This window comes from Actinomycetospora sp. NBRC 106378, from assembly GCF_030269685.1.
Taxonomy (GTDB): Bacteria; Actinomycetota; Actinomycetes; order Mycobacteriales; family Pseudonocardiaceae; genus Actinomycetospora.
In genome coordinates this window covers 24,530-46,177 of the sequence record NZ_BSTT01000017.1, presented here as the reverse complement: position 1 = coordinate 46,177, position 21,648 = coordinate 24,530, and the positions used below count along the sequence as shown (strand labels likewise).

Annotated in this window: 21 protein-coding genes and 1 pseudogene; 13 read left to right on the top strand and 9 right to left on the bottom strand. The window is 74.4% G+C overall.

All coding sequences use genetic code 11. The features are described from left to right. The first annotated feature begins 55 nt into the window (after positions 1–55). Entirely contained in the window at positions 56–862 is an 807-nt protein-coding gene (locus QSK00_RS26415; RefSeq protein ID WP_285595796.1) for a COG4705 family protein, read from the top strand. Beyond that, entirely contained in the window at positions 859–3,477 is a 2,619-nt protein-coding gene (locus QSK00_RS30525) for an AMP-binding protein (protein WP_502872080.1), read from the top strand. Before QSK00_RS26415 ends, QSK00_RS30525 begins: the two co-directional genes overlap by 4 nt. Here the strand turns inward: QSK00_RS30525 and QSK00_RS26405 are convergent. Both QSK00_RS26405 and QSK00_RS26400 read right to left on the bottom strand, forming a co-directional pair. Beyond that, a pseudogene (locus QSK00_RS26405) lies at positions 3,375–3,893 on the bottom strand (GNAT family N-acetyltransferase); the annotation flags it as partial. The gene QSK00_RS30525 and the pseudogene QSK00_RS26405 overlap by 103 nt on opposite strands. Positions 3,894–3,903: 10 nt before the next feature. Further along, a complete protein-coding gene (locus tag QSK00_RS26400) occupies positions 3,904–4,686 on the bottom strand; it encodes a GntR family transcriptional regulator (RefSeq protein ID WP_285595793.1) in 783 nt (260 codons plus the stop codon). A gap of 257 nt (positions 4,687–4,943) precedes the next feature. Between QSK00_RS26400 and eat the strand changes: the two genes are divergently transcribed. Genes eat through eutC form a run of 3 tightly spaced genes read left to right on the top strand, consistent with a single transcriptional unit; the run spans position 4,944 to position 8,462 of the window. After that, positions 4,944–6,347, top strand: coding sequence for an ethanolamine permease (gene eat / locus QSK00_RS26395; protein ID WP_352231172.1), 1,404 nt, complete (start codon positions 4,944–4,946; stop codon positions 6,345–6,347). 1 nt (position 6,348) lies between these two features. Further along, entirely contained in the window at positions 6,349–7,728 is a 1,380-nt protein-coding gene (locus QSK00_RS26390; RefSeq protein ID WP_285595792.1) for an ethanolamine ammonia-lyase subunit EutB, read from the top strand. After that, positions 7,725–8,462 carry an ethanolamine ammonia-lyase subunit EutC gene (eutC, locus tag QSK00_RS26385; protein ID WP_285595791.1) on the top strand — a complete coding sequence of 246 codons (738 nt, stop codon included), beginning with the start codon at positions 7,725–7,727 and terminating at the stop codon, positions 8,460–8,462. The genes QSK00_RS26390 and eutC overlap by 4 nt, the downstream gene beginning before the upstream one ends. A 7-nt stretch (positions 8,463–8,469) precedes the next feature. On the opposite strand, the gene QSK00_RS26380 is transcribed toward eutC, so the two are convergent. After that, positions 8,470–8,739 carry a DUF2277 domain-containing protein gene (locus QSK00_RS26380; RefSeq protein WP_285595787.1) on the bottom strand — a complete coding sequence of 90 codons (270 nt, stop codon included), beginning with the start codon at positions 8,737–8,739 and terminating at the stop codon, positions 8,470–8,472. A gap of 120 nt (positions 8,740–8,859) precedes the next feature. Here QSK00_RS26380 and QSK00_RS26375 point away from each other — a divergent pair, with 120 nt between their 5' ends. After that, on the top strand, positions 8,860–9,957 hold the full coding sequence (locus QSK00_RS26375) for a hypothetical protein (RefSeq protein ID WP_285595783.1): 1,098 nt from the start codon (positions 8,860–8,862) through the stop codon (positions 9,955–9,957). A gap of 28 nt (positions 9,958–9,985) precedes the next feature. On the opposite strand, the gene QSK00_RS26370 is transcribed toward QSK00_RS26375, so the two are convergent. Both QSK00_RS26370 and QSK00_RS26365 read right to left on the bottom strand, forming a co-directional pair. Then, positions 9,986–10,711 carry a GAF and ANTAR domain-containing protein gene (locus QSK00_RS26370; protein WP_285595781.1) on the bottom strand — a complete coding sequence of 242 codons (726 nt, stop codon included), beginning with the start codon at positions 10,709–10,711 and terminating at the stop codon, positions 9,986–9,988. 134 nt (positions 10,712–10,845) lie between these two features. Further along, positions 10,846–11,463: a TetR/AcrR family transcriptional regulator gene (locus QSK00_RS26365; RefSeq protein ID WP_285595779.1), complete on the bottom strand. Its 618-nt coding sequence runs from the start codon at positions 11,461–11,463 to the stop codon at positions 10,846–10,848. A gap of 131 nt (positions 11,464–11,594) precedes the next feature. On the opposite strand from QSK00_RS26365, the gene QSK00_RS26360 reads away from it, so the two are divergent. From QSK00_RS26360 to QSK00_RS26350, 3 genes are read left to right on the top strand one after another with little or no spacing between them, the layout of a single operon-like run. Then, positions 11,595–13,130 carry an acyl-CoA synthetase gene (locus QSK00_RS26360; RefSeq protein ID WP_285595776.1) on the top strand — a complete coding sequence of 512 codons (1,536 nt, stop codon included), beginning with the start codon at positions 11,595–11,597 and terminating at the stop codon, positions 13,128–13,130. A gap of 28 nt (positions 13,131–13,158) precedes the next feature. Then, positions 13,159–13,914 carry an SDR family NAD(P)-dependent oxidoreductase gene (locus QSK00_RS26355; RefSeq protein WP_285595773.1) on the top strand — a complete coding sequence of 252 codons (756 nt, stop codon included), beginning with the start codon at positions 13,159–13,161 and terminating at the stop codon, positions 13,912–13,914. A 60-nt stretch (positions 13,915–13,974) separates the two neighbouring features. Next, positions 13,975–14,904, top strand: a complete 930-nt coding sequence (locus QSK00_RS26350; RefSeq protein WP_285595771.1) for a magnesium transporter CorA family protein — start codon at positions 13,975–13,977, stop codon at positions 14,902–14,904. A 15-nt stretch (positions 14,905–14,919) separates the two neighbouring features. On the opposite strand, the gene QSK00_RS26345 is transcribed toward QSK00_RS26350, so the two are convergent. Next, complete coding sequence (locus QSK00_RS26345) at positions 14,920–15,156, bottom strand: hypothetical protein (protein WP_285595769.1); 237 nt, start codon at positions 15,154–15,156, stop codon at positions 14,920–14,922. A 476-nt stretch (positions 15,157–15,632) separates the two neighbouring features. Here QSK00_RS26345 and QSK00_RS26340 point away from each other — a divergent pair, with 476 nt between their 5' ends. The 4 genes from QSK00_RS26340 to QSK00_RS26325 all read left to right on the top strand — a co-directional run bounded on the left by QSK00_RS26340 (position 15,633) and on the right by QSK00_RS26325 (position 18,959). Beyond that, positions 15,633–16,010, top strand: a complete 378-nt coding sequence (locus QSK00_RS26340) for a L,D-transpeptidase (protein ID WP_285595767.1) — start codon at positions 15,633–15,635, stop codon at positions 16,008–16,010. A gap of 117 nt (positions 16,011–16,127) precedes the next feature. Beyond that, complete coding sequence (locus QSK00_RS26335; protein ID WP_285595765.1) at positions 16,128–17,339, top strand: PP2C family protein-serine/threonine phosphatase; 1,212 nt, start codon at positions 16,128–16,130, stop codon at positions 17,337–17,339. After that, positions 17,336–18,538, top strand: a complete 1,203-nt coding sequence (locus QSK00_RS26330) for a sensor histidine kinase (RefSeq protein ID WP_285595763.1) — start codon at positions 17,336–17,338, stop codon at positions 18,536–18,538. Before QSK00_RS26335 ends, QSK00_RS26330 begins: the two co-directional genes overlap by 4 nt. Continuing rightward, a complete protein-coding gene (locus QSK00_RS26325) occupies positions 18,525–18,959 on the top strand; it encodes a response regulator (protein ID WP_285595762.1) in 435 nt (144 codons plus the stop codon). Before QSK00_RS26330 ends, QSK00_RS26325 begins: the two co-directional genes overlap by 14 nt. Here the strand turns inward: QSK00_RS26325 and QSK00_RS26320 are convergent. From QSK00_RS26320 to QSK00_RS26310, 3 genes are read right to left on the bottom strand one after another with little or no spacing between them, the layout of a single operon-like run. Continuing rightward, positions 18,907–19,710 (bottom strand): alpha/beta fold hydrolase, encoded by an 804-nt coding sequence (locus QSK00_RS26320; protein ID WP_285595760.1) that lies wholly within the window; start codon positions 19,708–19,710, stop codon positions 18,907–18,909. The two genes, QSK00_RS26325 and QSK00_RS26320, sit on opposite strands and share 53 nt — an antisense overlap. Before the next feature lie 11 nt (positions 19,711–19,721). Further along, positions 19,722–20,423, bottom strand: coding sequence for a DUF998 domain-containing protein (locus tag QSK00_RS26315; RefSeq protein WP_285595758.1), 702 nt, complete (start codon positions 20,421–20,423; stop codon positions 19,722–19,724). 58 nt (positions 20,424–20,481) lie between these two features. After that, on the bottom strand, positions 20,482–21,552 hold the full coding sequence (locus QSK00_RS26310; RefSeq protein WP_285595756.1) for a hypothetical protein: 1,071 nt from the start codon (positions 21,550–21,552) through the stop codon (positions 20,482–20,484). Positions 21,553–21,648: the final 96 nt, after the last annotated feature.

Genomic DNA, 21,648 nt, shown 5'->3' with positions numbered 1-21,648 from the left:
GTGGCACCCGGCCGGTCGTCCGACCGCGCCGAGGACGACCACGAGGGAACCCCGCATGCCCGCGACCGGCGCGTCGACACCGGCCCCCGTCTCCATCTCGGCGAGCAAGGTCCCCGAGATCACGCTGATGTTCTGGGTGGCGAAGCTGCTCACCACCGGCATGGGGGAGACCACCTGGGACGCGCTCGACATCGCGTTCGACCAGGGGGTCGCCGTGACGATCACGGGGACGCTGTTCGTCGTCGCGATGGTGGTCCAGTTCGCGCGTCGGTCCTACGACGCGTGGGCGTACTGGTCCGCGATCGTCATGGTCTCGGTGTTCGGCACGACGGTGGCCGACCTGGTGCACAACGATCTCGGGGTCCCGTACACGGTCTCGACCTCGGTGCTGTTCGTGCTGGTGCTCGCGGTGTTCGGGCTCTGGTACCGGGTGGAGGGGACGCTGTCGATCCACTCGATCACCACCCGTCGCCGGGAGGTCTTCTACTGGGCGGCGGTGCTGCTGACCTTCGCCCTCGGGACCGCGGCCGGGGACTGGACGGCCTCGACGCTGCACCTGGGCTACCTGCCCTCGGGGATCCTGTTCGCGGTGCTGTTCGTCCTGCCCGCGATCGCGTACCGGTTCGCCGGGGCGAACGCCATCGCGTGCTTCTGGCTCTCCTACGTCCTGACCCGGCCGTTCGGCGCGTCCTTCGCCGACTGGTTCGGGGGCCCGCCCGGGCGCGGGGGCCTCGCCCTGGGCATGGACCGGACGGCGATCGTCTCGACGGTGCTCATCGTCGCGGTCGTCGCCTGGTTCGCCGTCACGAAGACCGATCGGCCCCGGGTGATCACCGGGGCGGCCGGGAACACGACCCGGTGACCACCGCCGTCCCGACCCGACCCGCCCCGACGTTCGCGACGGGCCTGCGCGGGTACGGCGACCGGCCCGCGCTCGTCACCGCCGCCGGCGTGCTGACCTACGTCGAGCTGGCCGACCGGGTCGAGGAGGCCGCGGGCGCACTCGCCGGCCCCCGGAAGCTGGTGCTCGTCGCCCTGTCCGCGACGGTGGACGCGCTCGTCGCGTACCTGGCCGCGCTGCGCGCCGGGCACGTGGTCCTGCTCGCTCCCGCCGCCGACCCGGTCACCGTCGCGGACCTGACCCGGGACTGGCGCCCCGACGTCGTCGACGGGGTCCCGACGACGGGTGTCGCCGGGCGGGTCCTGCACCCCGACCTCGCGCTGCTGCTCGCGACGTCGGGCTCGTCCGGCTCGCCGCGCCTGGTGCGACTCGCGGCGTCGTCGCTGGACGCGAACGCCGCGGCGATCGCGGACTCGCTCGACATCCGACCGACCGACCGCGCGGCGACGACGCTGCCGCTGCACTACTGCTACGGCCTGTCCGTGGTGCACGCGAACCTGCTGGCGGGGGCGGCGCTGGTGCTCACCGACAGCTCGGTGACCGACCCCGCGTTCTGGACCCAGGTCCGCGAGCACCGCGTGACGAGCCTGCACGGCGTACCGCACACGTTCGCGCTGCTCGACCGGGCCGGGATCGACCTGGACCTGCCGCACCTGCGGTACGTGACGCAGGCCGGTGGCCGCCTCGCGCCGGAGGACGTCCGGCGCTGGGCGGCCCGCGGCGCGGCGTCGGGGTGGCGGTTCGTGGTGATGTACGGCCAGACCGAGGCGACCGCCCGTATGGCCTACCTGCCCCCGGAGCTCGCCGCCACGGCCCCGGATGCCATCGGTGTGCCGGTCCCGGGCGGGTCGCTGCGGATCGACGACCCGGACGCCGACGGCGTCGGCGAGATCGTCTACGCCGGTCCGAACGTCATGCTCGGCTACGCGGAGACGTCGGCCGACCTGGCGCTCGGGCGCACGGTGACCGAACTGCGCACCGGCGATCTCGGACGCCGCCGCCCCGACGGGTTGTTCCAGGTGACCGGCCGGAGATCGCGCTTCGTCAAGCCGTTCGGGGTGCGCGTCGACCTCGACGCGGTCGAGACCCTCCTCGCCCGCGACGGTCACACCGCGGCGGTGACCGGCGACGACACCGGGCTGGTCGTGGCGGTCGAGGGCGCCGCAACCGACGTGGTGCGCGACGTCCTCGGTGAGCGCCTGCACCTGCCCCGCTCCCGGGTGCGGGTCGTGGCCGTCGACGCCCTCCCGCGCCGCGCCAACGGCAAGCTCGACCATCCCGCCGTCGCGGCGCTCGCGCCGACCCGGCCTGCGCCACGACGCCGACGACGGGTCCCCGACGTCCGGGAGGTGTTCGGACGGACGTTCCCGGGACAGGTCCTCGACGACGGAGCGACCTTCGTCGACCTCGGCGGCGACTCGCTGACCTACGTGCAGGTCTCGGCCGACCTGGAGCGGGCGCTCGGCGACCTCCCCGAGCGCTGGGACACGACCCCGCTCGGGGAGCTCGCCGCCCGCACCCCGGTACGACGCGCCCGGTGGGCCCGGCTGGAGCCGGCCGTGGTGCTGCGGGCGTTCGCGATCGTGCTGGTCGTCGGCGAGCACGACCACCTCTGGACCTGGCTCGGGGGTGCCCACCTGCTGCTCGCGGTCGCGGGCGCGGCGTTCGCCCGGTTCGTGCTGGCCGGCACCGAGGTGAGCGCGCCCCGCCGCATCCTGCGGTCCGCGGCGCTCATCGCGGTGCCGAGCGCGTCGTGGATCCTGGGTCGCTCGTTCGTCACCGGCTCGGTCCAGCACCAGGACGCGCTCCTGCTCGGCGGCGTGTTCCATCCGCTGGTCCAGGGCTACTGGTTCGTCGACTCGCTGGTCCAGATCCTGGTGGGGGCGGCGCTGCTGTTCGCGGTGCCGGCGGTGCGCCGGTTCGAGCGGCGCCGCCCGTTCCTGCTGCCGGGGCTCGTGCTCGCGGGGTCGGTCGTGCTGTGGCTCGTGCCGAGCTCCGACCCGACCGTGCCCGGCGACCTCTACAGCACCCACCTCGTGCTGTGGCTGTTCGCACTGGGGTGGTTGGTGCAGCGGGCGTCGACGGTGCCCGAGCGGGTCGCCGTCGTGGCGGCCACGGCCGTGCTGCTGCCGGCGTTCTTCGGGACCGAGTACGAGCGGGCGGCGGTCGTCGCGGTGGGCGTGCTGGTCCTGCTCCTCGTCACGCGGATCCCCGTGCCCCGGTGGACGGTCGGCCCGATCACGGCGATCGCCGGCGCGTCCCTGGCCATCTACCTGACCCACTTCGCCCTGCTCGGACTCGCCGACGTCGGGGTGCCCCCGGTCGTGCTCGTCGGGCTCGGCCTCGTCGTGGGGATCGCGGCCTGGCGGGCGGGTCTCGTCCTCGTCCGGGCCGCAGCGTGCGTGGCGCCTCAGATCTCCTGGCCGTTGCGCTCCAACGGCCCGGCCGGCCACTCGTCGAGCGGGGCGAGGACCGGGAGCACCATCCCGTTGCGCCGGTCGTGCTCGAGGCGGTGGTCGATGCCGATCGAGCAGAGGTCGGTGTCGGCCAGCGCGACCCACCCGGAGCGCTCGTAGAACGGCCGCAGCTCCGGGGCGCACGTGAGGAACCCGTGCGGCACCGCGAGCTCGACGAGTGCCCGCCGGACCTCGGCCATGAGGGCGGCACCGAGTCCCTCGCCCTGGTGCCCGGGGTGGACGGCCACCAGCCCGACGTCGCCGACCAGCTGGGCACCGGCGGGGGAGCGCAGGAAGCGGCGGATCACGCCGGCGTGCGCCACGATCTCGTCGCGGACGTGGCCGAGGACCCGCAGCTCGGGGCGGGCGCCGGCCCAGCTGTGGCCGGGGGTGAACACCGTGGCCGAGCTCGCGTAACTGTGGGCGAGCAGGGTGCTGATGACGTCGTGGTCGTGCGGCCGCAGATGGGTCTCCCACGTCCGCTGCCAGGCGGGCGGCGTCCTCGTCGAGGTCGACGCGGCGGGGTCGGGGTGCACGCTGCCTCTCCTACGCGGTCGCCACGACGGCGCGGGGGGCGAGCTGCCACGCGCGTGCGGTGCCGAAGTCGGCGGTCAGGCTGAAGCGGTCCCCGCGGATGACGGTCTGCCGCCACTCCACGAGCTCGCCGCGGTGCGCGCCTGTGCGCTCGATGTGGAAGACGGGGTCCCCGGGTGCGATGCCGAGCAGCTGCGCCCGGACGCGATCGGCCAGGGCGATCCGGATCCGTTCCCGGCCCTCGTCGATCCGGATCCCGGCACAGCGCTCGAGCTCGTCGTCGAGGGCGGTCCGGCTGAGGTCGCGGCCGAGGAGCGGCGCCGCGAGGTCGTACGGCAGCCACACCCGGTCCCAGGCCAACGGCTCGTCGTCGGCGTACCGGAGCCGCTCGAGGTGCAGCAGCGGCGTGGACTCCTCGAGCCCGAGCCGGGCGGCGACCACGCCGTCGGAGGTCCGGACGAGGGCGCGCACCACGCTGGTCCGGACACGCCCGGTGCGCTCGACGACGTCGAAGAGCGTCGACGCGGCGCCGACGGAGGAGGGGATCTCCGGGCGGCCCGCCTGCCGGTCCACGCGCGGGGGACGACCCCGCCCGGCGGTGACGACGCCGTCGGCCCGCAGCTGCGCGAGCGCCTGCCGCACGGTGTTCCGGCTGACCGCGTACTCCTGCACCAGGGCCAGCTCGCCGGGGAACCGCCGGTCGAACTCCCCGTCGCCGATCCGGCGCAACAGGTCGTCCTGCAGCTGCGACCACAGCGGAGCGCCGTCCGACCGGTCCAGCAGGGTCGCTGCCACCCGATTGACCCTACATTGGCCGGGCTCCAAAGGTCAGGTCATTTGCCACCCGGTCCGCGGCAGGAACGCGTCGTCGCTGCCACTGGACGACAGCAACGACGCTTTCCTGCCACAGGCCGTGCCCGTTCCCCCGACCGCCGTGTCCGGATCGGAGTTTTCGCCGGGATTTACACGAGAGTGCTTCTCGCCCGCGCGCCGGGTTCCTACGGTCGTCGCACCGCCGGCACCGGTCCGGCCCCGAGGAGACGGAGCCGGCGATGACCACCACCGAGACGGGCCCGGGCGCGGACGACTACCTCGCGAAGCGGCAGCTGCGCCGCGGCGCGGCGGGATGGGTGCTGCTCGCCGGGCTCGGCGTCAGCTACGTGATCTCCGGTGACTACTCGGGGTGGAACTTCGGGCTCGCCGAGGGCGGGTTCGGGGGCCTCGCGATCGCGGGCGTCGTCATCGCCGCCATGTACTTCGCGATGGTGCTCGGGATGGCCGAGCTCTCCAGCGCCCTCACGACGGCGGGTGGCGGCTACACCTTCGCGCGACGGGCGCTGGGGCCGTGGGGCGGGTACGCGACCGGGACGGCGATCCTCATCGAGTACTCGATCGCCCCGGCCGCGATCGCCACCTTCATCGGCGCCTACGTGGAGTCCCTGCAGCTGTTCGGCATCAGCGACGGCTGGTGGGTCTACCTCGCGGCGTACGCGATCTTCGTCGGCATCCACCTGTCCGGGGCCGGCGAGGCGCTCAAGGTCATGTTCGTGATCACCGCGGTCGCGGTGGTGGGGCTGGTCGTCTTCGCGATCGCGGCGGTCCCGCTGTTCGACCCGGCCAACCTCGTCGACATCCCCGTCACCGACGCCGTCGGGGCGAGTGCCGCACTGCCGTTCGGCCTGCTCGGTGTGTGGTCGGCGGTGCCGTTCGCGATCTGGTTCTTCCTCGCGGTGGAGGGTGTGCCGCTCGCGGCCGAGGAGGCGCGCGACCCGCGCCGCGACGTGCCGCGAGGCATCGTCGTGAGCATGCTCGTCCTGGTGGTCACCGGAGCGGCGGTGCTGGTCCTGTCGACGGGCGCGATCGGCGCCGCTGCGCTCTCGGCGTCGGGGAACCCGCTCGTCGAGGCGCTGGGCACCGGGGTGGCGGCCACCGTCGTCAACTACATCGGACTGGCCGGTTTGGTCGCGAGCTTCTTCTCGATCATCTACGCCTACTCGCGCCAGACGTTCGCGCTCTCCCGGGCCGGATACCTGCCGCGGGTGCTCTCGGTGACGAACTCCCGCAAGGCCCCGGCGCTCGCGCTGATCGTCCCCGGTGTGATCGGTTTCCTGCTCACCTTCACCGGCGAGGGCGCCACACTGCTCAACATGGCGGTGTTCGGCGCGGCCCTGAGCTACGTGCTCATGATGGTCAGCCACATCGTGCTGCGCCGCCGCGAGCCGGACATGCCCCGTCCGTACCGCACGCCGGGCGGCGTGTCACCACCGGCTTCGCGCTCGTCGTCGCCGCCGTCGCGGTGGTCGCCACCTTCCTGGTCGACACGGTCGCCGCCCTGTGCGCCCTCGGGGCGTTCGCGCTCTTGCTGGCGTGGTTCGGCCTGTACTCCCGCCACCACCTCGTCGCCTCCGCGCCCGACGAGGAGTTCGCCGCGCTCGCCGCCGCCGAGGAGGCCCTGACGTGACCCGTCGGATCACGCTGTCCGGCCACACCTACGAGTTCGCCGACCTGAAGGCCCTGCTCGCCGCCGCGACCCCGGAGCGCTCCGGGGACGCGCTGGCCGGCGTCGCGGCGGCCTCGGAGCAGGAGCGGGTCGCGGCGCAGTGGCTGCTCGCCGACCTGCCGTTGACGACGTTCCTCGACGAGCACGTCGTGCCCTACGAGGACGACGAGGTCACCCGCCTGATCGTCGACACCCACGACGCGGCCGCGTTCGCGCCGGTCGCGGCGATGACGGTCGGGGAGTTCCGGGAGCACCTGCTGCGCCCGGAGACCGACACGACCGTCCTGCGCGACGGGCTCACCCCCGAGATGGTGGCCGCGACGAGCAAGCTCATGCGCGTCCAGGACCTGATCTCGGTGGCCCGGCGCACCCCGGTCGTCACCGCGTTCCGCTCGACGATCGGCCTCCCCGGCACGCTCGCCACGCGGCTGCAGCCCAACGACCCGACCGACGACGCGCTCGGCGTCAGCGCGGCCATCGTCGACGGCCTGCTCCACGGCTGCGGCGACGCGGTCATCGGCATCAACCCGGCCACCGACTCGCCGCAGCGCGCGATCGACCTGCTGCGGCTCATCGACGACGTCCGGCAGCGCTACGACATCCCCACCCAGGGCTGCGTGCTCGCCCACGTCACCACCACCCTGCAGATCCTTGAGCGCGGCGCCCCGGTGGACCTGGTGTTCCAGTCGATCGCCGGCACCGAGGCCGCGAACGACGGGTTCGGGGTGACCCTGGCGCTCCTGCGCGAGGCGCACGAGGGCGCGCTCGCGCTGGGCCGCGGCACGGTCGGTACGCAGTGCATGTACTTCGAGACGGGGCAGGGCTCGGCGCTCTCCGCCGACGCCCACCACGGCGTCGACCAGCAGACGCTCGAGGTCCGGGCCTACGCGGTGGCGCGCGCGTTCGACCCGCTGCTCGTGAACACCGTCGTCGGGTTCATCGGCCCGGAGTACCTCTTCGACGGCAAGCAGATCCTCCGCGCGGGGCTGGAGGACCACTTCTGCGGCAAGCTGCTCGGCCTCCCGATGGGCGTCGACGTCTGCTACACGAACCACGCCGAGGCCGACGCCGACGACACCGACGTCCTGCTCACCCTGCTCGGCGCCGCCGGCTGCCCGTTCGTCATCTGCGTGCCCGGCGGGGACGACGTGATGCTGCACTACCAGTCGCTGTCGTTCCACGACGCGCTCTACGCCCGGCAGACGCTCGGCCTGCGGCCCGCCCCGGAGTTCGCCGACTGGCTCGCGCGGATGGACATGATGACTGCCGACGGCCGGGTGCGGGAGCTCTCCGCGGACGCGTCCAGCCTCCGGGTCCTGACGGCGGGTCTGCGATGAGCCCCGATCCGCTCGACGCCCTCCGGCAGGCCACCCGGGCCCGGGTGGCGTTGGGGCGCGCCGGCGACGCCATGCCGACCGCGCACCTGCTGACGCTGCGCCAGGCGCACGCCGCCGCCCGGGACGCCGTGCACGACCCGCTCGACGCCGACGCCCTCGCCGCCGAGATCGAGCGTGAGCTCGGCGTGGGGGTGTGCCGCGTGGCGAGCAGCGCCCCCGACCGCTCGCGCTACCTGCAGCGTCCCGACCAGGGCCGTCGGCTGGCGCCGGACACCGAGCTGCCGGCGGGGGAGTACGACCTCGCCCTCGTGGTCGGCGACGGCCTCTCCCCGCTCGCGATCCGCCGCCACGCCGTCCCGATGCTGCGCGAGATCCTCGCGCGGCTCGACGGGTGGCGGGTGGCACCCGTCGTCGTGGCCACCCAGGCCCGCGTCGCGCTGGGGGACGAGATCGCCACCGCGATCGGGGCCCGCAGCGTCCTCGTGCTCATCGGGGAGCGCCCCGGGATGAGCTCGACCGACAGCCTCGGCGCGTACTTCACCTACGACGCCCGCCGCGGTCGCCGCGACTCCGAACGCAACTGCCTGTCGAACATCCGCCCGCCCTACGGCGTCGACTACGCCCCCGCGGCGGACACGCTGGCGATGCTCATGGCCGAGGCCCGGCGGCTGAAGCTCTCGGGCACCGCCCTCAAGGCGGACCCGGCACTGCCCTCGGCGGAGGAACCGTCCTGACGCCGGGTCAGCGCCCGTAGCGCTCGCGGGACCGCTCGCGCGCCTTGGCCGCCTCGACCTCGCGGTCCTTCGCCGGGGCGGTGGTGACCAGCTCGTCGAGCAGGGTCCGGGTGCTCGCCGTGATGTCGGCGACCGCGCGCGCGAACGCCGCCTCGTTCGCCTTCGACGGACGGGCCGCCCCGCTGATCTTGCGGACGAACTGCAGGGCGGCCTCGTGCACCTCGTCCTCGGTGGCCGGGGGCTCGAAGTTGTGCAGGACCCGGATGTTGCGGCACATACCGCGATGGTGCCGTACGACGGACGCACGTTTCCCGCCGTCACCCGGAGGATGCAGCGTCGTTGCACCGGTCACTGGTCGTCGACGCGGCAGCGGCGCCGCAGGAGTGGGAGGTTCGGCATGTCCGTCCCGGCACGCGGGATCGCCCGCAACCTCGTCATCGCGGGCTCCGTCACGGCGGGACTGCTCGGCGGCGCCGCCGCGGCCCTCGCCGCGCCCGCGCCCGCGCCGGCCGCGCAGGGGCAGGTCATCCCGGCGGCCTGCGGCGACACCGTCACCGCCAGCCCCGGCGACCAGGTGCGGATCAGCTCGCGGACCGGCAAGCCCTACACCGTGAACGTCACCGAGCGGTCGCCGTCCACGCAGGTGTGGCAGGCCGGCGTGCTCTGCCAGGTCCGCGTCAACGCCGTGGCGCGTCCGGTCGCCGCGCCCGCTCCCGCCGCCGCGTACCCCGTCGCGCCCGTGGCCCCGGTGGCCCCCGTTGCGCCGGCCGCCACCGCGCCGCGCGCCGTCGCCCCGCCGGTCGCCCCCGTCGCTCCGCCGGTCGCGGCGCCCCGGTCCCTCGCGACGGCCCCGGCCGCGACGGCGCCCTCCCTGCTCGGCTCGTCGCTCCCCAGCGCACCGCTCGCCCCGCCCGCGGGCCTCGGCACGATGCCCGGGGTGGTCGCTCCGGCTCCGGCCGCCGATCCCTCGACCGCGGTCGACCGGACCGCCGTGGGCCGGCCGGACACCGGTGACGACGGCTCGGACGTCCCGCTCGTGCTGGGCGCGCTCGGCGTCGGCGCGGCGGCGGCCGCGGCGATCCGCTACCGGATGCTGCACCGCCGGATGACCGCGGAGCAGCCGCCCGCGGGTCCGGCGCCGGAGCCCGGGCCGACGTCCGCACCGGTCGTGGCGGACGCGGGTCGGCACGCGGCGCCCGTCCTCGAGGACGACGCGACGCAGGTCGCCGCCGTGCGCCCCGCCCCGTTCGCCCCGGTCCCGGCCGAGCCGACCGCCTTCGAGCCGACCGCCTTCGAGCCGACCGCCTTCGAGCCGACCGCCTTCGAGCCGACCGCGTTCGAGTCGGCGCTGCCGGAGTCCGCGTTCGCCGAGACCGCCTTCGTCGAGCGCATCACCGACCCGTACGCCGAGGGCGACCCGTACGCCGAGGGCGAGTACGCGTACGGCGACGCGGACACCATGGTCGTCGAGCGCGTGCCGGCCGGCCGGTCCTGATCGGTGGTGGGGCTGGGCGCCGGGTGGTTCAGCCCGCGGCGCCCCTCCGCTCCGCCTCGCCGACGAGCCACTCCGCGACCTTCGCCAGTTTCAGGTTCGTGCTCTGCGAGGACTCGACGAGCATCGAGAAGGCCCGCGCCTGCCCGACGCCGAAGCGCTCCATGAGGATCCCCTTGGCCTGACCGATGACGTCGCGGCTCGCCAGGGCGGCGTGCAGGCCCTGGACGCGCTGGGCGCCGTGGAGCAGGAGCGCGGCCTGGGCGGCGAACAGCCGTCCCGCGTCGGCGGTGCTCTCGTCGAACACGTGCGGACGCGACGCGTACAGGTTCAGCGCGCCGGCGCTGCCGTTCTCGGCGAAGAGCTGGAAGGACATGAGCGATCCGACGCCGCGCTCGGCGGCCGCGGCGGCGAAGCGGGGCCACCGGTCGGTGGCGGCCGCCATGTCGTCGACGACGATCCGCTGCTCCTGACCGATCGAGTCGAGGCACGGACCCTCGCCGAGCTGGTCCTGCAGCCGGTCGAGGTCGTTGACGCGACCGGTGCTCGGGGCGTGCGACTCGATCTTCCGATCGCTCATGACCAGCGAGATCCCGGCGTCGTCGACATGCGGGACGGTCTGGACCGCCCCGCGCACGACCAGCTCGAGGGTGTGGTCGACCCCTTCCTCCTCGCCGCGTTCGAGCAGTCGGCGGGCCGCCGCGTCGAGCGTGCGCGCGAGGTCGGCCCCGACCCGCTCGACGGTCTCCTGGCTCACGTGTTCGCGCGTGGAGCGCTCCGGTCTGGACGCCATCGCAGGTGCCTACCCCGTGTGCGACGTGTTCCATGCCCGTCCACACCGCGGGTGTCGATCGCCGACCACGGCGACGCTGGACGCCGCCGGTCCCGCCGTCAGACGAACAGGCGTGGCAGCAGGTCCTGCGCCCCGGTCCGCAGGTCGTCGGCCGCGTCCTGCGCGCCGTCGAGATGCCGGGCGAGGGCCTGGCCGAACAGCCCGTCGAAGAGCGCGTACGCGAACGCGGACGTCACCGTGGGGGCGCGTCCGCCCAGCTCGGCGTAGCCGGTCACCACCCGCCAGATCATCGCCTGCAGGCTGTCGTCGATCTCGGCGACGTCGGCGCGGAACGCCGGCTCGAACAGGGCCTGGGCCCGCAGGTCGTACCAGAGCCGGTGCAGGACCGCGTCCTCGCGCAAGGTCGCGGCGAGCCCCTCGCCGCAGGCCGCGGCGAGCCCGTCTGCGGTGTCGGCGCCGGAGACGACGGCGTCGTAGCGCTGCACGCAGGCGACCTTGTAGCGCTGCACGCAGTAGGTGATCAGCTCGACCTTGTCGCGGAAGTAGTAGTGCAGGACGCCGTGCGAGAACGACGTGTTCTCCGCGATCGTGCGCAGGCTCGTCCGGGCGTACCCGAGCTCGGCGAGGGTCAGCAGCGCGGCGTCCGCGAGCTCCCGCCGGCGGTCCTCGAACTTGTCCGCGGGGGACCGTCGAGCGCGGACGGGGGAGCTGGTCACGGGGCCACGATACGGCGGACACGAGCCGTCCCGACCAGGCGTCCACGATTTCCTTGACAGTCGTCCAGAACCTCGCCAAGGTCGTGATCCGGCGCACAGTGGCGCCGCCGAACGGAGGTCCCGGGCGAGCGATGTCGCTGAGCTTCTACCTGGACAAGGGCGCCTCGCTCGACCCGGACGCCCCGTGTCTCACGCTCGACGGGGTCTCGCGGACCTACGGCGAGGTCGTCGAGCTCTCCCGGGCCGTGGCCCGGGCACTGCGCCGCTCGGGCGTCGCGCCGGGCGACAAGGTCGGCATCCTCTCGGCCAACGATCCCGTCGCGTTCACCTGCGTGTTCGGCATCGCCCGGGCCGGCGCGGTCTGGTGCCCCATCAACCCGCGGAACGCGGCGGGGGAGACCGCGGAGCTGCTCGACCTGTTCGACTGCTCCGTGCTGGTCTTCCAGCCGGCGTTCGACGACCTCGTCGCGGCGATCGCCCCGGACCTGCCCGCCCTGAAGACCCTGGTGCGTCTGGGGGACGCCGCGGGCACGGCGCAGGCCTTCGACGCCTGGCTCGACGCCGCGCGCGACGACCCGTCCGACGAGACCGCCCCGGCCGACGACGTCGTCGCCCTCGTGGGCACCGGTGGCACCACCGGGCGCCCGAAGGGCGTCATGCTGACCGACCGCAACCTCGAGGTCATGTCGGCGATCACGCTGATGAGCTACCCCTTCGAGGAGCGCCCGGTCTACCTCGCGCTCGCTCCGCTGACCCACGCGGCAGGCGTGCTGTGCTTCCCCGTCCTCGCGCGCGGCGGCGAGGTCGTGATCATGGCGAAGCCCGACGTCGGGCGGTTCCTGGAACTCGTCGCGGCGCACCGGGTCACACACACGTTCCTGCCGCCCACCCTGATCTACATGGTGCTGGGCCACCCCGCCCTGCCCACGACGGACCTCTCCTCGCTGCAGTGCTTCTGGTACGGCGCCGCCCCGATGTCGCCGACCCGGCTGGCCGAGGCCCTCGAGCGCATCGGACCGATGGCCCAGCTCTTCGGCCAGTCCGAGGCGCCGATGATGATCTCGACGATGGCGCCGACCGACCACCGCCGTGCCGACGGGTCGATCCACACCGAGCGGCTCACCTCGGCCGGGAAGCCCTCCCCGCTGGTCACCGTGGCGATCCTCGGGTCCGACGGGCAGCTCGTGCCCCGGGGCGAGCGCGGCGAGATCGTGGTGCGCAGCGCGCTGGTGATGGCCGGCTACTACCGCAACCCCGAGGCCACCGCGGAGGTCTCGGCCCACGGCTGGCACCACACCGGCGACATCGGCTACCTCGACGACGAGGGCTTCCTGTTCATCGTCGACCGCGCGAAGGACATGGTCATCACCGGGGGCTTCAACGTCTACTCCGCCGAGGTGGAGCAGGCCGTGATGGCCCACGACGGCGTCCGCGACTGCGCCGTGATCGGCCTGCCCGACGAGTTGTGGGGCGAGCGGGTGGTCGCGGTGATCCAGCCTCAGCCCGACACCACTCTCGACGCCGACGAGGTCATGGGCTTCGTCAAGGCCCGCGTCGGCAGCGTCAAGACCCCGAAGCAGGTCGAGTTCTGGCCCGACCTGCCGCGTTCCACGGTCGGCAAGGTGCTCAAGGCCGACATCCGCGCGTCACTCGCGCCCCAGTCCTGACCGACCACATCGACGTGAGGGAACGAACATGACCGAACTGGCGGGCAAGCGCGTCTTCGTCACCGGCTCCGGCGCCGGCATCGGGAAGGCCATCGCCACCCTGTTCACGCAGAACGGCGCCCGGGTCGTGGTCAGCGACCTCGATCCGGCCACCAGCAAGGCCGCGGCCGACGAGATCGGCGCGGCCGGCGTCGCCGACTGCGACGTCACCGACGAGGCCCAGGTCCAGTCGGCCATCGGGAAGGCGGTGGAGATCCTCGGCGGCCTCGACGTCCTGGTGAACAACGCGGGCATCGAGATCTCCTCGCCGCTGCTGCAGCAGTCGACGGAGAGCTTCGACCGGATCTGGGCGGTCAACGTCCGTGGCCCGTTCGTCGCGATGAAGGCCGCCATCCCGCACCTGATGGAGTCCAAGGGCAACGTCGTCAACATCGCCTCGATCGCGGGCGTCGGGGGCAGCCCGCTGCTCGGCTCGTACTGCGCCACCAAGGCGGCGGTGATCCAGATGACGCGGGTGACCGCGGTCGAGATGCGTCCGGCCGGCGTCCGCGTCAACGCGGTCTGCCCGGGCTTCGCCGACACGGCGATGGTGGAGCGGCTGGTGCCCGACTTCGAGGCCGCCACGCAGGTCCCGTTCACCGACCTCGTCGCCATGAAGCAGGGGCGGCTCGGGACGCCGCAGGACATCGCCGAGGTGGCGTCGTTCCTCGCCTCCGACCGCGCCTCCTGGGTCACCGGCAGCCACTACGTGCTCGACGGCGGCCTCACCGCGTCGCTGGTCTGAGGGTCACCGGAAGCGGGCCCGCGGGACTCGCGGGCCCGGCTCCGGGGTAGACCATCGCCCGTGCTGGCTCTGGACACCCCCGACCTCGACGACCTGCGCGCGCGGCACGCCCGCCACGAGCCGACGTGGCTCGACCTGACCGACCCCGACGAGGCCGAGCTCGCCGCCGTCGCGGAGGCCCTGGGGCTGCACCCGCTCGCCCTCGAGGACAGTCGGGACTTCGAGCAGCGCCCGAAGCTCGACCGCTACGAGGACCAGATGCTCCTGGTCCTCTACGGACTCACGACGTCGGCCGGCGCCACCCCCCAGCTGGTCGAGGTGCACGTCCACGTCATCGGTGCGTCGGTCCTGACGATCAGCCGTCGGCCGCCGGCCCAGCTCGACCGGGTCCGTCGTCACCTGCACGGCGCCTGCAGCGAGGGCGAGCTCGTGTACCGGGTGATCGACGCCGTCGTCGACTCCCTCACCGAGGGGCTCGAGACGGTGGGCGAGGAGGTCGACGCCTTCGAGGAGACCATCTTCGACCACCCGCGGGCCCGCGACCGCGACCGGATGGCGGTGCTGCGGCGGTCGCTGAACGGGCTCCGCCGAACGCTCATGGTGCAGCGTCAGGTGTTCCCGCGGGTGGCCGAGCAGGTGGTGGCGATCTCCGCGGACGAGGAGGAGGCCCGCGCCTACCTCGCGGACGTCGGCGACCACCTCTCCCAGGCCCTCGACGAGATCGACGCGGACCGCGAGTCGCTGCAGGGGATGCTCGACACCTACTCCAACGAGGTGCAGGAGCGGCTCACGATCGTCGCGACGATCTTCCTGCCCCTGACCGCGCTCACCGGGTTCTTCGGCACGAACTTCCAGTGGATGCTCGACCACATCGGCTCCGCCTGGGCGTTCTTCACCTTCGGGGTGGGCGGCACCCTGCTGTCCTGCCTGGCGATCGTGCTGTGGTTGCGCCGGACGGGCCTGCTGGACCGGACCCCGCCGCAGGACTGATCCCGACGGCGGGGCTCAGCGCGCGGCCGGGCGCGGCGGGGAGAACTCCACGTACTCGCCGGGCGCCGGTCCCGGCAGCCCGGCCGCGGAGTGGAGCCCGAGCATGTCGAGGAGCTCGCGGCAGTCCTCCACGCCGGTGCTCCGGGCCGCGACGACGCGCACGGCCCGGAGGCGGGCCTCGGCCGAGGCGGCCTCCTGGTCGCCCGGGCTCCGGGCGGGTTCGCTCGCGGTGAAGCGGGGCCGGGCGTTCACGGCGCGGCTCCGGGGTGACTGCTCTCGACCACAGCTGGTCCCGACATCGTCGGCGCCCCGTCCAGGCCGCCGGGCGGCCGGTGTGCAGTTCTGTCGGGGAAGGCCGGCGTGGACGCCGGCCGGAGAGGCCCCGATGTCCGCAGGATACGCCTGGTGTCGCCCGGTCGGAGGCTCCAGCCGCTCGTCCCGGATTCCGACATCGAGGGGGAGAGCACCCGGATCGGGAGGTCGACATCATCGAGGCTGACCCGCCGGTCCCGCGTGGCCGGCACCGCGGCCGGTATCGCGGGCCGGACGGCCGCCCCCGCCGCTGGGGGATCGGGGCCGCCCTCACCGGCGCGGTCCTGGTCGCCGCCGGGGCCCTCGCGGTCCCGGCGCTGGCCGACGACTCGGCCGAGACGAACCCGGTCGCGCAGGCCGCGCACGCCGAGCCCGCGACGCCCGGGACGCCGTGCTCGATCTCGGCGCGGGCCTGTGTGGACCTGGAGTCGCAACGGGCCTGGCTGGTCCGCGACGGCCGCGTCGTGCGCGGTCCGATGACGATCGCCTCGGGCGGCGAGGGGCACGAGACGCCGGTCGGACACTCGTTGCGGGTCTACCGCAAGGACGCCGACCACGTCAGCGGTGAGTCGCAGACCCCCGACGGCCGCCCGGCGCCGATGCCGGACTCGGTGTTCTTCGCCGACGGCGGGATCGCCTTCCACGCCGGGGATCCGGCGCGGTCGTCCGCGGGCTGCGTGCGGATGGAGGACGACGACGCCCGGGCGACCTTCGCCGAGCTGCAGGTCGGCGACAAGGTGCAGGTCGTCGAGGCCTCGGAGGAGCGGGCGGCGCGGGCGGGCTCGTCGTCGTGACCTGCGTGCCCGGTCGGGGTGGCCACCGGCGCGGGGCCCGCAGGCCCTAAACTTCCTGCCGGTTCGCGCTCGACCCCGGCGGCGCGCCGAGTCGCTGCGCTGCGGGGAGGAGGGGCGGTGCCCGCCACGCTCGACGGCGCCGCCGCGCCGCTCGCGGTGCTCCTCGTCGAGGACGACGACGCCGACGCGCTGCTGGTCGCCGAGCACCTCGCCGACGCCGAGGTCGCCGGTGGGTTCCGCGTGACGCTCCACCGCGCCCGCAGCCTCGCCGAGGCCGACCGGCACCTCGACCGCGTCGAGTGCGTCCTGCTCGACCTCGCCCTGCCCGACGGCGAGGGACTCGACGCCCTGGCCCGCGTGCTGCGGGACCACGGCGGCCCGGCCGTCGTCGTGCTGACCGGCCGGCACGACCACGAGCTCGGCACCCGCGCGGTCGCGGCGGGCGCGCAGGACTACCTGCTCAAGCACCACGTCGACGGCCCGTCGCTGGAGCGCTCGCTGCGCTACGCCGTGGAGCGGGTCCGCGGCGAGCGGGTCCGCCAGCAGCTCTGGGACGCCCAGACCCGCGCCGAGGAGAACGTGCGCCTCGAGCGCGGGCTGCTCCCGACCCCGCTGGTCGCCGACCCCGACGTCGAGATCGCCGTGCGCTACGAGCCAGGAGGTGGCCGGCGGCTGCTCGGGGGCGACTTCTACGACGCCGTGGAGGGGTCCGACGGCACCCTGCACGTGGTGATCGGCGACGTCTGCGGGCACGGCCCGGACGAGGCGGCCCTCGGGGTGAACCTCCGGATCGCGTGGCGGACGGTCGTCCTCGCCGAGACCTCCGGCACCCAGATGCTGCCCACCCTCGGACGCCTGCTCGTCCACGAGCGGGCCCGCACCGGCATCTTCGCGACGTTGGCCGTCCTCACCGTCGACCCCGACCGACGGCGGGGCCGCCTGCGGCTCGCGGGACACCCGCCACCCGTCCTCATGCAGCTGGACGGTGGGGTCCGGCCGCTGCCGGTCAGCCGGCTCGGGCGGCCGATCGGGATCGTCGCCGACGACCGGTGGGAGGACCTCGAGATCGAGCTCCCGCCCCGGTGGGGCCTGTTGCTCTACACCGACGGCCTCGTGGAGGGCCGCCCGGTGCCGTCGGCGGTGGCCGAGGGCGAGGACGTGCTCGGCACCGACGGCCTGCTCGCGGTGGTCGAGCGGTGCCTGGCCGAGGAGACGGACGAGGGATTCGAGGCGGAGCGGATGCTGGAGCGGGTCATGACGGGGGTCCGGGCGCTCACCGTGGAGCGGATCGACGACGTGGCCGCCGTCCTGGTGGTGTCGCGCCGATGAGCACCCGGACGTCGGAGCGCGACCCGCTGGCCCGCCGGTCGCTGCACCGCCTGCTGGTCACCGCCGGGGTGGTCGGCGCCGCCCTCCTCGCCGTGGTCGGCGTGGTGACCGGGCTGGCGCTGGCCGCGCTGGGGCGGGAACGCGCGGCGCTGGGGGAGCTGCTCGGACCGGCCGCGTTGGAGCGGGCGAACGCCGCGGCGCGCACCGTGGACGTCGTCGGGCTGGTGGCGCTGGTGGTCCTCGCCGCCGGGCTGGTCGGGCTGCTGCTCTGGCTGCGCCGGGCCGTCGTCCGCCCCACCGAGCAGCTCGCGGCCGAGGTGCGCGACGTGGCCTCCGGGGACCTCGAGCGCCCGATCGGGGTGCGTGGGCCGAAGGAGATCACGTCGCTGAGCCGCGACGTCGACGCGATGCGGCGGGCGCTCCTCGCCGAGATGGCGGAGATCGAGCTGGCCCGGGCCGAGCTCGACGCGCGCGGCCGCGAGCTGGAGCGGTCGAACTCCGACCTCGAGCAGTTCGCCTACGTCGCCTCCCACGACCTGCAGGAGCCGCTGCGCAAGGTCACGAGCTTCTGCCAACTCCTCCAACGACGCTACGGCGGGCAGCTCGACGAGCGCGCCGACCAGTACATCGAGTTCGCCGTCGACGGCGCGAAGCGGATGCAGGTGCTCATCAACGACCTGCTCGCGTTCTCGCGCGTCGGCCGGGCGGACGGGCCCGTCGAGGAGATCGACGCCGGCGAGCTGCTCGATCGCGCGGTGCGCAACCTCGCCGGTGCGCTGGAGGAGGCCGGGGGCGAGATCACCCACGACGAGCTCCCGCGGGTGCGCGCCGAGCCGGCCCTGCTTGCCACCGTCTTCCAGAACCTGCTCGCGAACGCGCTCAAGTTCCGCGGCGAGGACCCTCCGCGGGTCCACGTCGCGGTGGACCGCGACGACGGCCGGTGGCTGCTCCGGTTCACCGACAACGGGATCGGGATCGAGCCGGAGTACGGCGAGCAGATCTTCGTGATCTTCCAGCGCCTGCACGGCAAGTCGACCTATCCCGGGACCGGGATCGGCCTCGCGATGTGCCGCAAGATCGTCGAACACCACGGTGGCACCGTCTGGCTGGAGGAGACCCCGGGGCCCGGCAGCACGTTCGTCGTCGCCCTGCCCGTGCTCGACCCCGCAACCCCGGAGGACACCCATGACGCCGCCTGACGAGATCGACGTGCTGCTGGTCGAGGACGACGAGGGCGACGTCCTCATGACCCGCGAGGCCTTCGAGCACCACAAGCTCCGCAACACCCTGCACGTCGTCTCCGACGGGGTGGAGGCGCTGGAGTTCCTGCGCCGGCAGGGGCGGTACGGCGACGCGCCGCGGCCCGGCCTGATCCTGCTCGACCTCAACCTGCCGCGGAAGGACGGCCGGCAGGTCCTCGAGGAGATCAAGTCGGACGGCACGTTGCGGGCCATCCCCGTCGTCGTCCTGACGACGTCGCAGGCCGAGGAGGACATCCTGCGCAGCTACGACCTGCACGCGAACGCGTACGTGGCCAAGCCCGTCGACTTCGAGCGCTTCATCGACATCATCCGTCAGATCGACGACTTCTTCGTGTCGGTGGTGAAGCTCCCCCGGTGAGCAGCGCGTGGATCTCCTCGACGACGGCGTCCGGCCGGTCGAGCGCGACCAGGTGCCCGGCGTCGTCGAGCAGCCGCGGCGGGGGAGCGGCGAGTCGCACGGCCAGGTCGCGCTGGAGAGCGATCCACCGGGCGCGGCCCCGCCCCGACCCGGCGGCGCCGACCAGCAGCCGGACCGGGGGACGCGGAGCGCCGCGCTCCGCCTGCCACGCGAGTACCCCGGCCTGCAGCGTCGCGTGGCCGAACCAGGCGTCGACGGTCGTCCGGGCCCAGGCCGGCGACGCGTAGACCGCGCGCACCGCGGCCGGCGACAGGCGATCCCGACGACGGACGGTCCCGGCTCGGACGCCGAGCCGCCGGAGCGCCGGCCCGAGCACGGTGCCGATCCCGGTGGCGAGGACCAGGTCGGCGAGGACCCGGCCGGCCCGGGCGAGGGCGGCGGGCGCGGGGCGGACCGAGTGCGCGTGGGACGCGTCGACCAGGACCGCGCCGGCCACCTCGGGATCGCCGTGGAGCAGGGCCTGCACGGCGAGCCCGCCCGCGGAGTGCCCGACCAGCAGGACCGGTCGGGCGGCGCCGTCGAGCCGCTGCGCGAGGCGGTCGGCGACGGCGCGCGGGGTCCAGTCGGCGGGGGTGCGCAGCGGGGGACCGTCGGCGGGGTCGACGACGAGGACCGCGACCGAGGCCGGGAGGGCCTCGACGACGGCATCCCACTCGCCCGGCGGCGACCCGAGCCCCGGCACGATCGCCACCGTGCGCGCCCTCACGGCCGCCGCCAGTGGGACCCGCGCACGACCACCAGCCCGATCGTCACGAGGACCGCGGAGAGCGCGACGACCTGGACCCGCTGCACCCATCCGACGACGTCGTGCAGGCCGAGCCCCACGCCCTCCTCCAGCACGACGACCAGGCCCGACGCGGCGACGAGCAGCAGGCCCGCGAGCAGCGTCCCCTCGGCCGGGCTCGCCGGGCGGTCGGGCGGGCGGTCCCGGGAGCGGGCGGCCACCAGCAGCGCCACGGCGACGACCGCGGCGGTGTTGGCCAGGACGCTCGCCCCCTCGTGGGCCCCGAGGGCGAGGGTCGACCGGGACGCCTCGGCGGCGGCGCACGCGGCGTCGGCAGAGGGTGCGCAGGTCATCGGGGCGGCGACGTCGAGGACGGTGGCCAGCCCGAACAACCCGAGGGCCACCCCGGCCCAGCGCACGGCGGCGACCTCGCCGCGGCGGGCCACGTGCACGCCGGCGGTCACGACGACGATCCCGACGACGGCGTCGACCGCCCGGAACGCCGCCCCGTGCGGCTGGTCCAGCGCGGCGAGCTCGCTGACGAAGGACCGTCCGGGGTCGAGGTCCGTCCCGACGAGCGGGGTGACCAGGAACGCCGAGTAGACGACCCCGGCCGCGACGGTGGCGGTCCCGACGACCCGGTCCGCGGCCGTCGGGCGCGGCGCGATGCGACGCTGCATCGTCGGGACGGTAGCCCGGTCGGGGGTCCCACCGCCGGGTGGACCGTCCGTGTTCGGACTATCGCCGGACCGCGGTGACGACCTCGGCGTGCTCGCGCAGCGTCTCGGCGGGGTCCTGGCCGGGCTGACGTCCGAACCCGCAGTACATCGCGACGCCGAAGTCGGGGAGGAAGCGTGCCGCGGTGGCGTGGCGGCGGCGCAGGCCGGGTGCGCCGTCGATCGGCAGGACGATCCCGAGGAACACGCGGGTGTCGGGGACGCGGAGGTCGGCGAGGGGCGCGAAGAAGGATTCGTCCTCGCTGCGCAGGTAGCGGGGCCCGGCGAGGTGCAGCCAGTCGAGCGGGCGCCCGGCGTGGGAGACCGCGTGGTTCGCCATGCGCACGAGCAGGCCCATGTCCCGGGCCTCGAACATGGGCCACTCGGGAAACGTGCCGTAGCAGAGGTGCAGGCCGAGCAGGACGTCCTCGGGCACCCGCGGCGCGAGACGCGACCACGGTCCGGCGAAGCGGTCCCACGCCCCGTCGGGACCGCCCTCGGTCCAGCCCAGCACCTGCTCGTTGTCCAGGACCTCGTAGGCGAGGTCGAACTGCAGGGCGAGGTCGTGCGCCGGGACGACCGCGAGCACCTCGTCGATCGCGCGCCGGGTCAGGTCCTCGAGCGCCGGGGCGACGACGGCCCAGTCGCGGGCGTAGTGGTCCTTGAAGGCGCCGGTGAAGACGCTCGAGGGGAAGGGGAAGTTGACCTGGAAGCGGAGGTGGGCCGGGATCACGCCCTCGGCGCGGAGCCGGGTGAAGAGGCCGTAGGACTCCAGCATCACCGGCACCCGCGGCCACGCCTCGAACCGCAGCGTCTCGACGCCGTCCCGCACGGTCAGCCGCGCGGTCTCGTACGCGTGCCGCGCGCGCCCGGTGGGGGAGGCGGTGGGCTCGAGGACCTCGAGGTCGGGGTGCGGCTCGAGCAGTCGCGTGCGGTCGAAGGCCACCCACGCCCCCAGCGGACCCGACTCGCCGTCGGGCAGGGCGGGGACGAGGTCGCCGACGAGACCTGCCCCCGCCCGGAACGCCTCCTCGGCCGACGGCGTCGGCAGGCTGCCCACCAGCAGCAGGTCGCTCGTCACGCGTGCGGTCATGCGCCCTCCTCGTCCCTGTCCGTCGGGCCCAGCCTGCTCGCGACGAGGGCCGGCGGCGAGTCCGGCCGGGATCCGGCCGCCGCCGGCTCGTCGGCC

Bases quoted from the DNA above. Each gene is read 5' to 3' on its own strand.
- QSK00_RS26360 (WP_285595776.1), top strand. From the start codon at position 11,595: ATGTCGCTGAGCTTCTACCTGGACAAGGGCGCCTCGCTCGACCCGGAC.
- QSK00_RS26415 (WP_285595796.1), top strand. From the start codon at position 56: ATGCCCGCGACCGGCGCGTCGACACCGGCCCCCGTCTCCATCTCGGCG.
- QSK00_RS26380 (WP_285595787.1), bottom strand. From the start codon at position 8,739: ATGTGCCGCAACATCCGGGTCCTGCACAACTTCGAGCCCCCGGCCACC.
- QSK00_RS26355 (WP_285595773.1), top strand. From the start codon at position 13,159: ATGACCGAACTGGCGGGCAAGCGCGTCTTCGTCACCGGCTCCGGCGCC.
- eutC (WP_285595791.1), top strand. From the start codon at position 7,725: ATGAGCCCCGATCCGCTCGACGCCCTCCGGCAGGCCACCCGGGCCCGG.
- QSK00_RS26375 (WP_285595783.1), top strand. From the start codon at position 8,860: ATGTCCGTCCCGGCACGCGGGATCGCCCGCAACCTCGTCATCGCGGGC.
- QSK00_RS26325 (WP_285595762.1), top strand. From the start codon at position 18,525: ATGACGCCGCCTGACGAGATCGACGTGCTGCTGGTCGAGGACGACGAG.
- QSK00_RS26315 (WP_285595758.1), bottom strand. From the start codon at position 20,423: ATGCAGCGTCGCATCGCGCCGCGCCCGACGGCCGCGGACCGGGTCGTC.
- QSK00_RS26330 (WP_285595763.1), top strand. From the start codon at position 17,336: ATGAGCACCCGGACGTCGGAGCGCGACCCGCTGGCCCGCCGGTCGCTG.
- QSK00_RS26310 (WP_285595756.1), bottom strand. From the start codon at position 21,552: ATGACCGCACGCGTGACGAGCGACCTGCTGCTGGTGGGCAGCCTGCCG.
- eat (WP_352231172.1), top strand. From the start codon at position 4,944: ATGACCACCACCGAGACGGGCCCGGGCGCGGACGACTACCTCGCGAAG.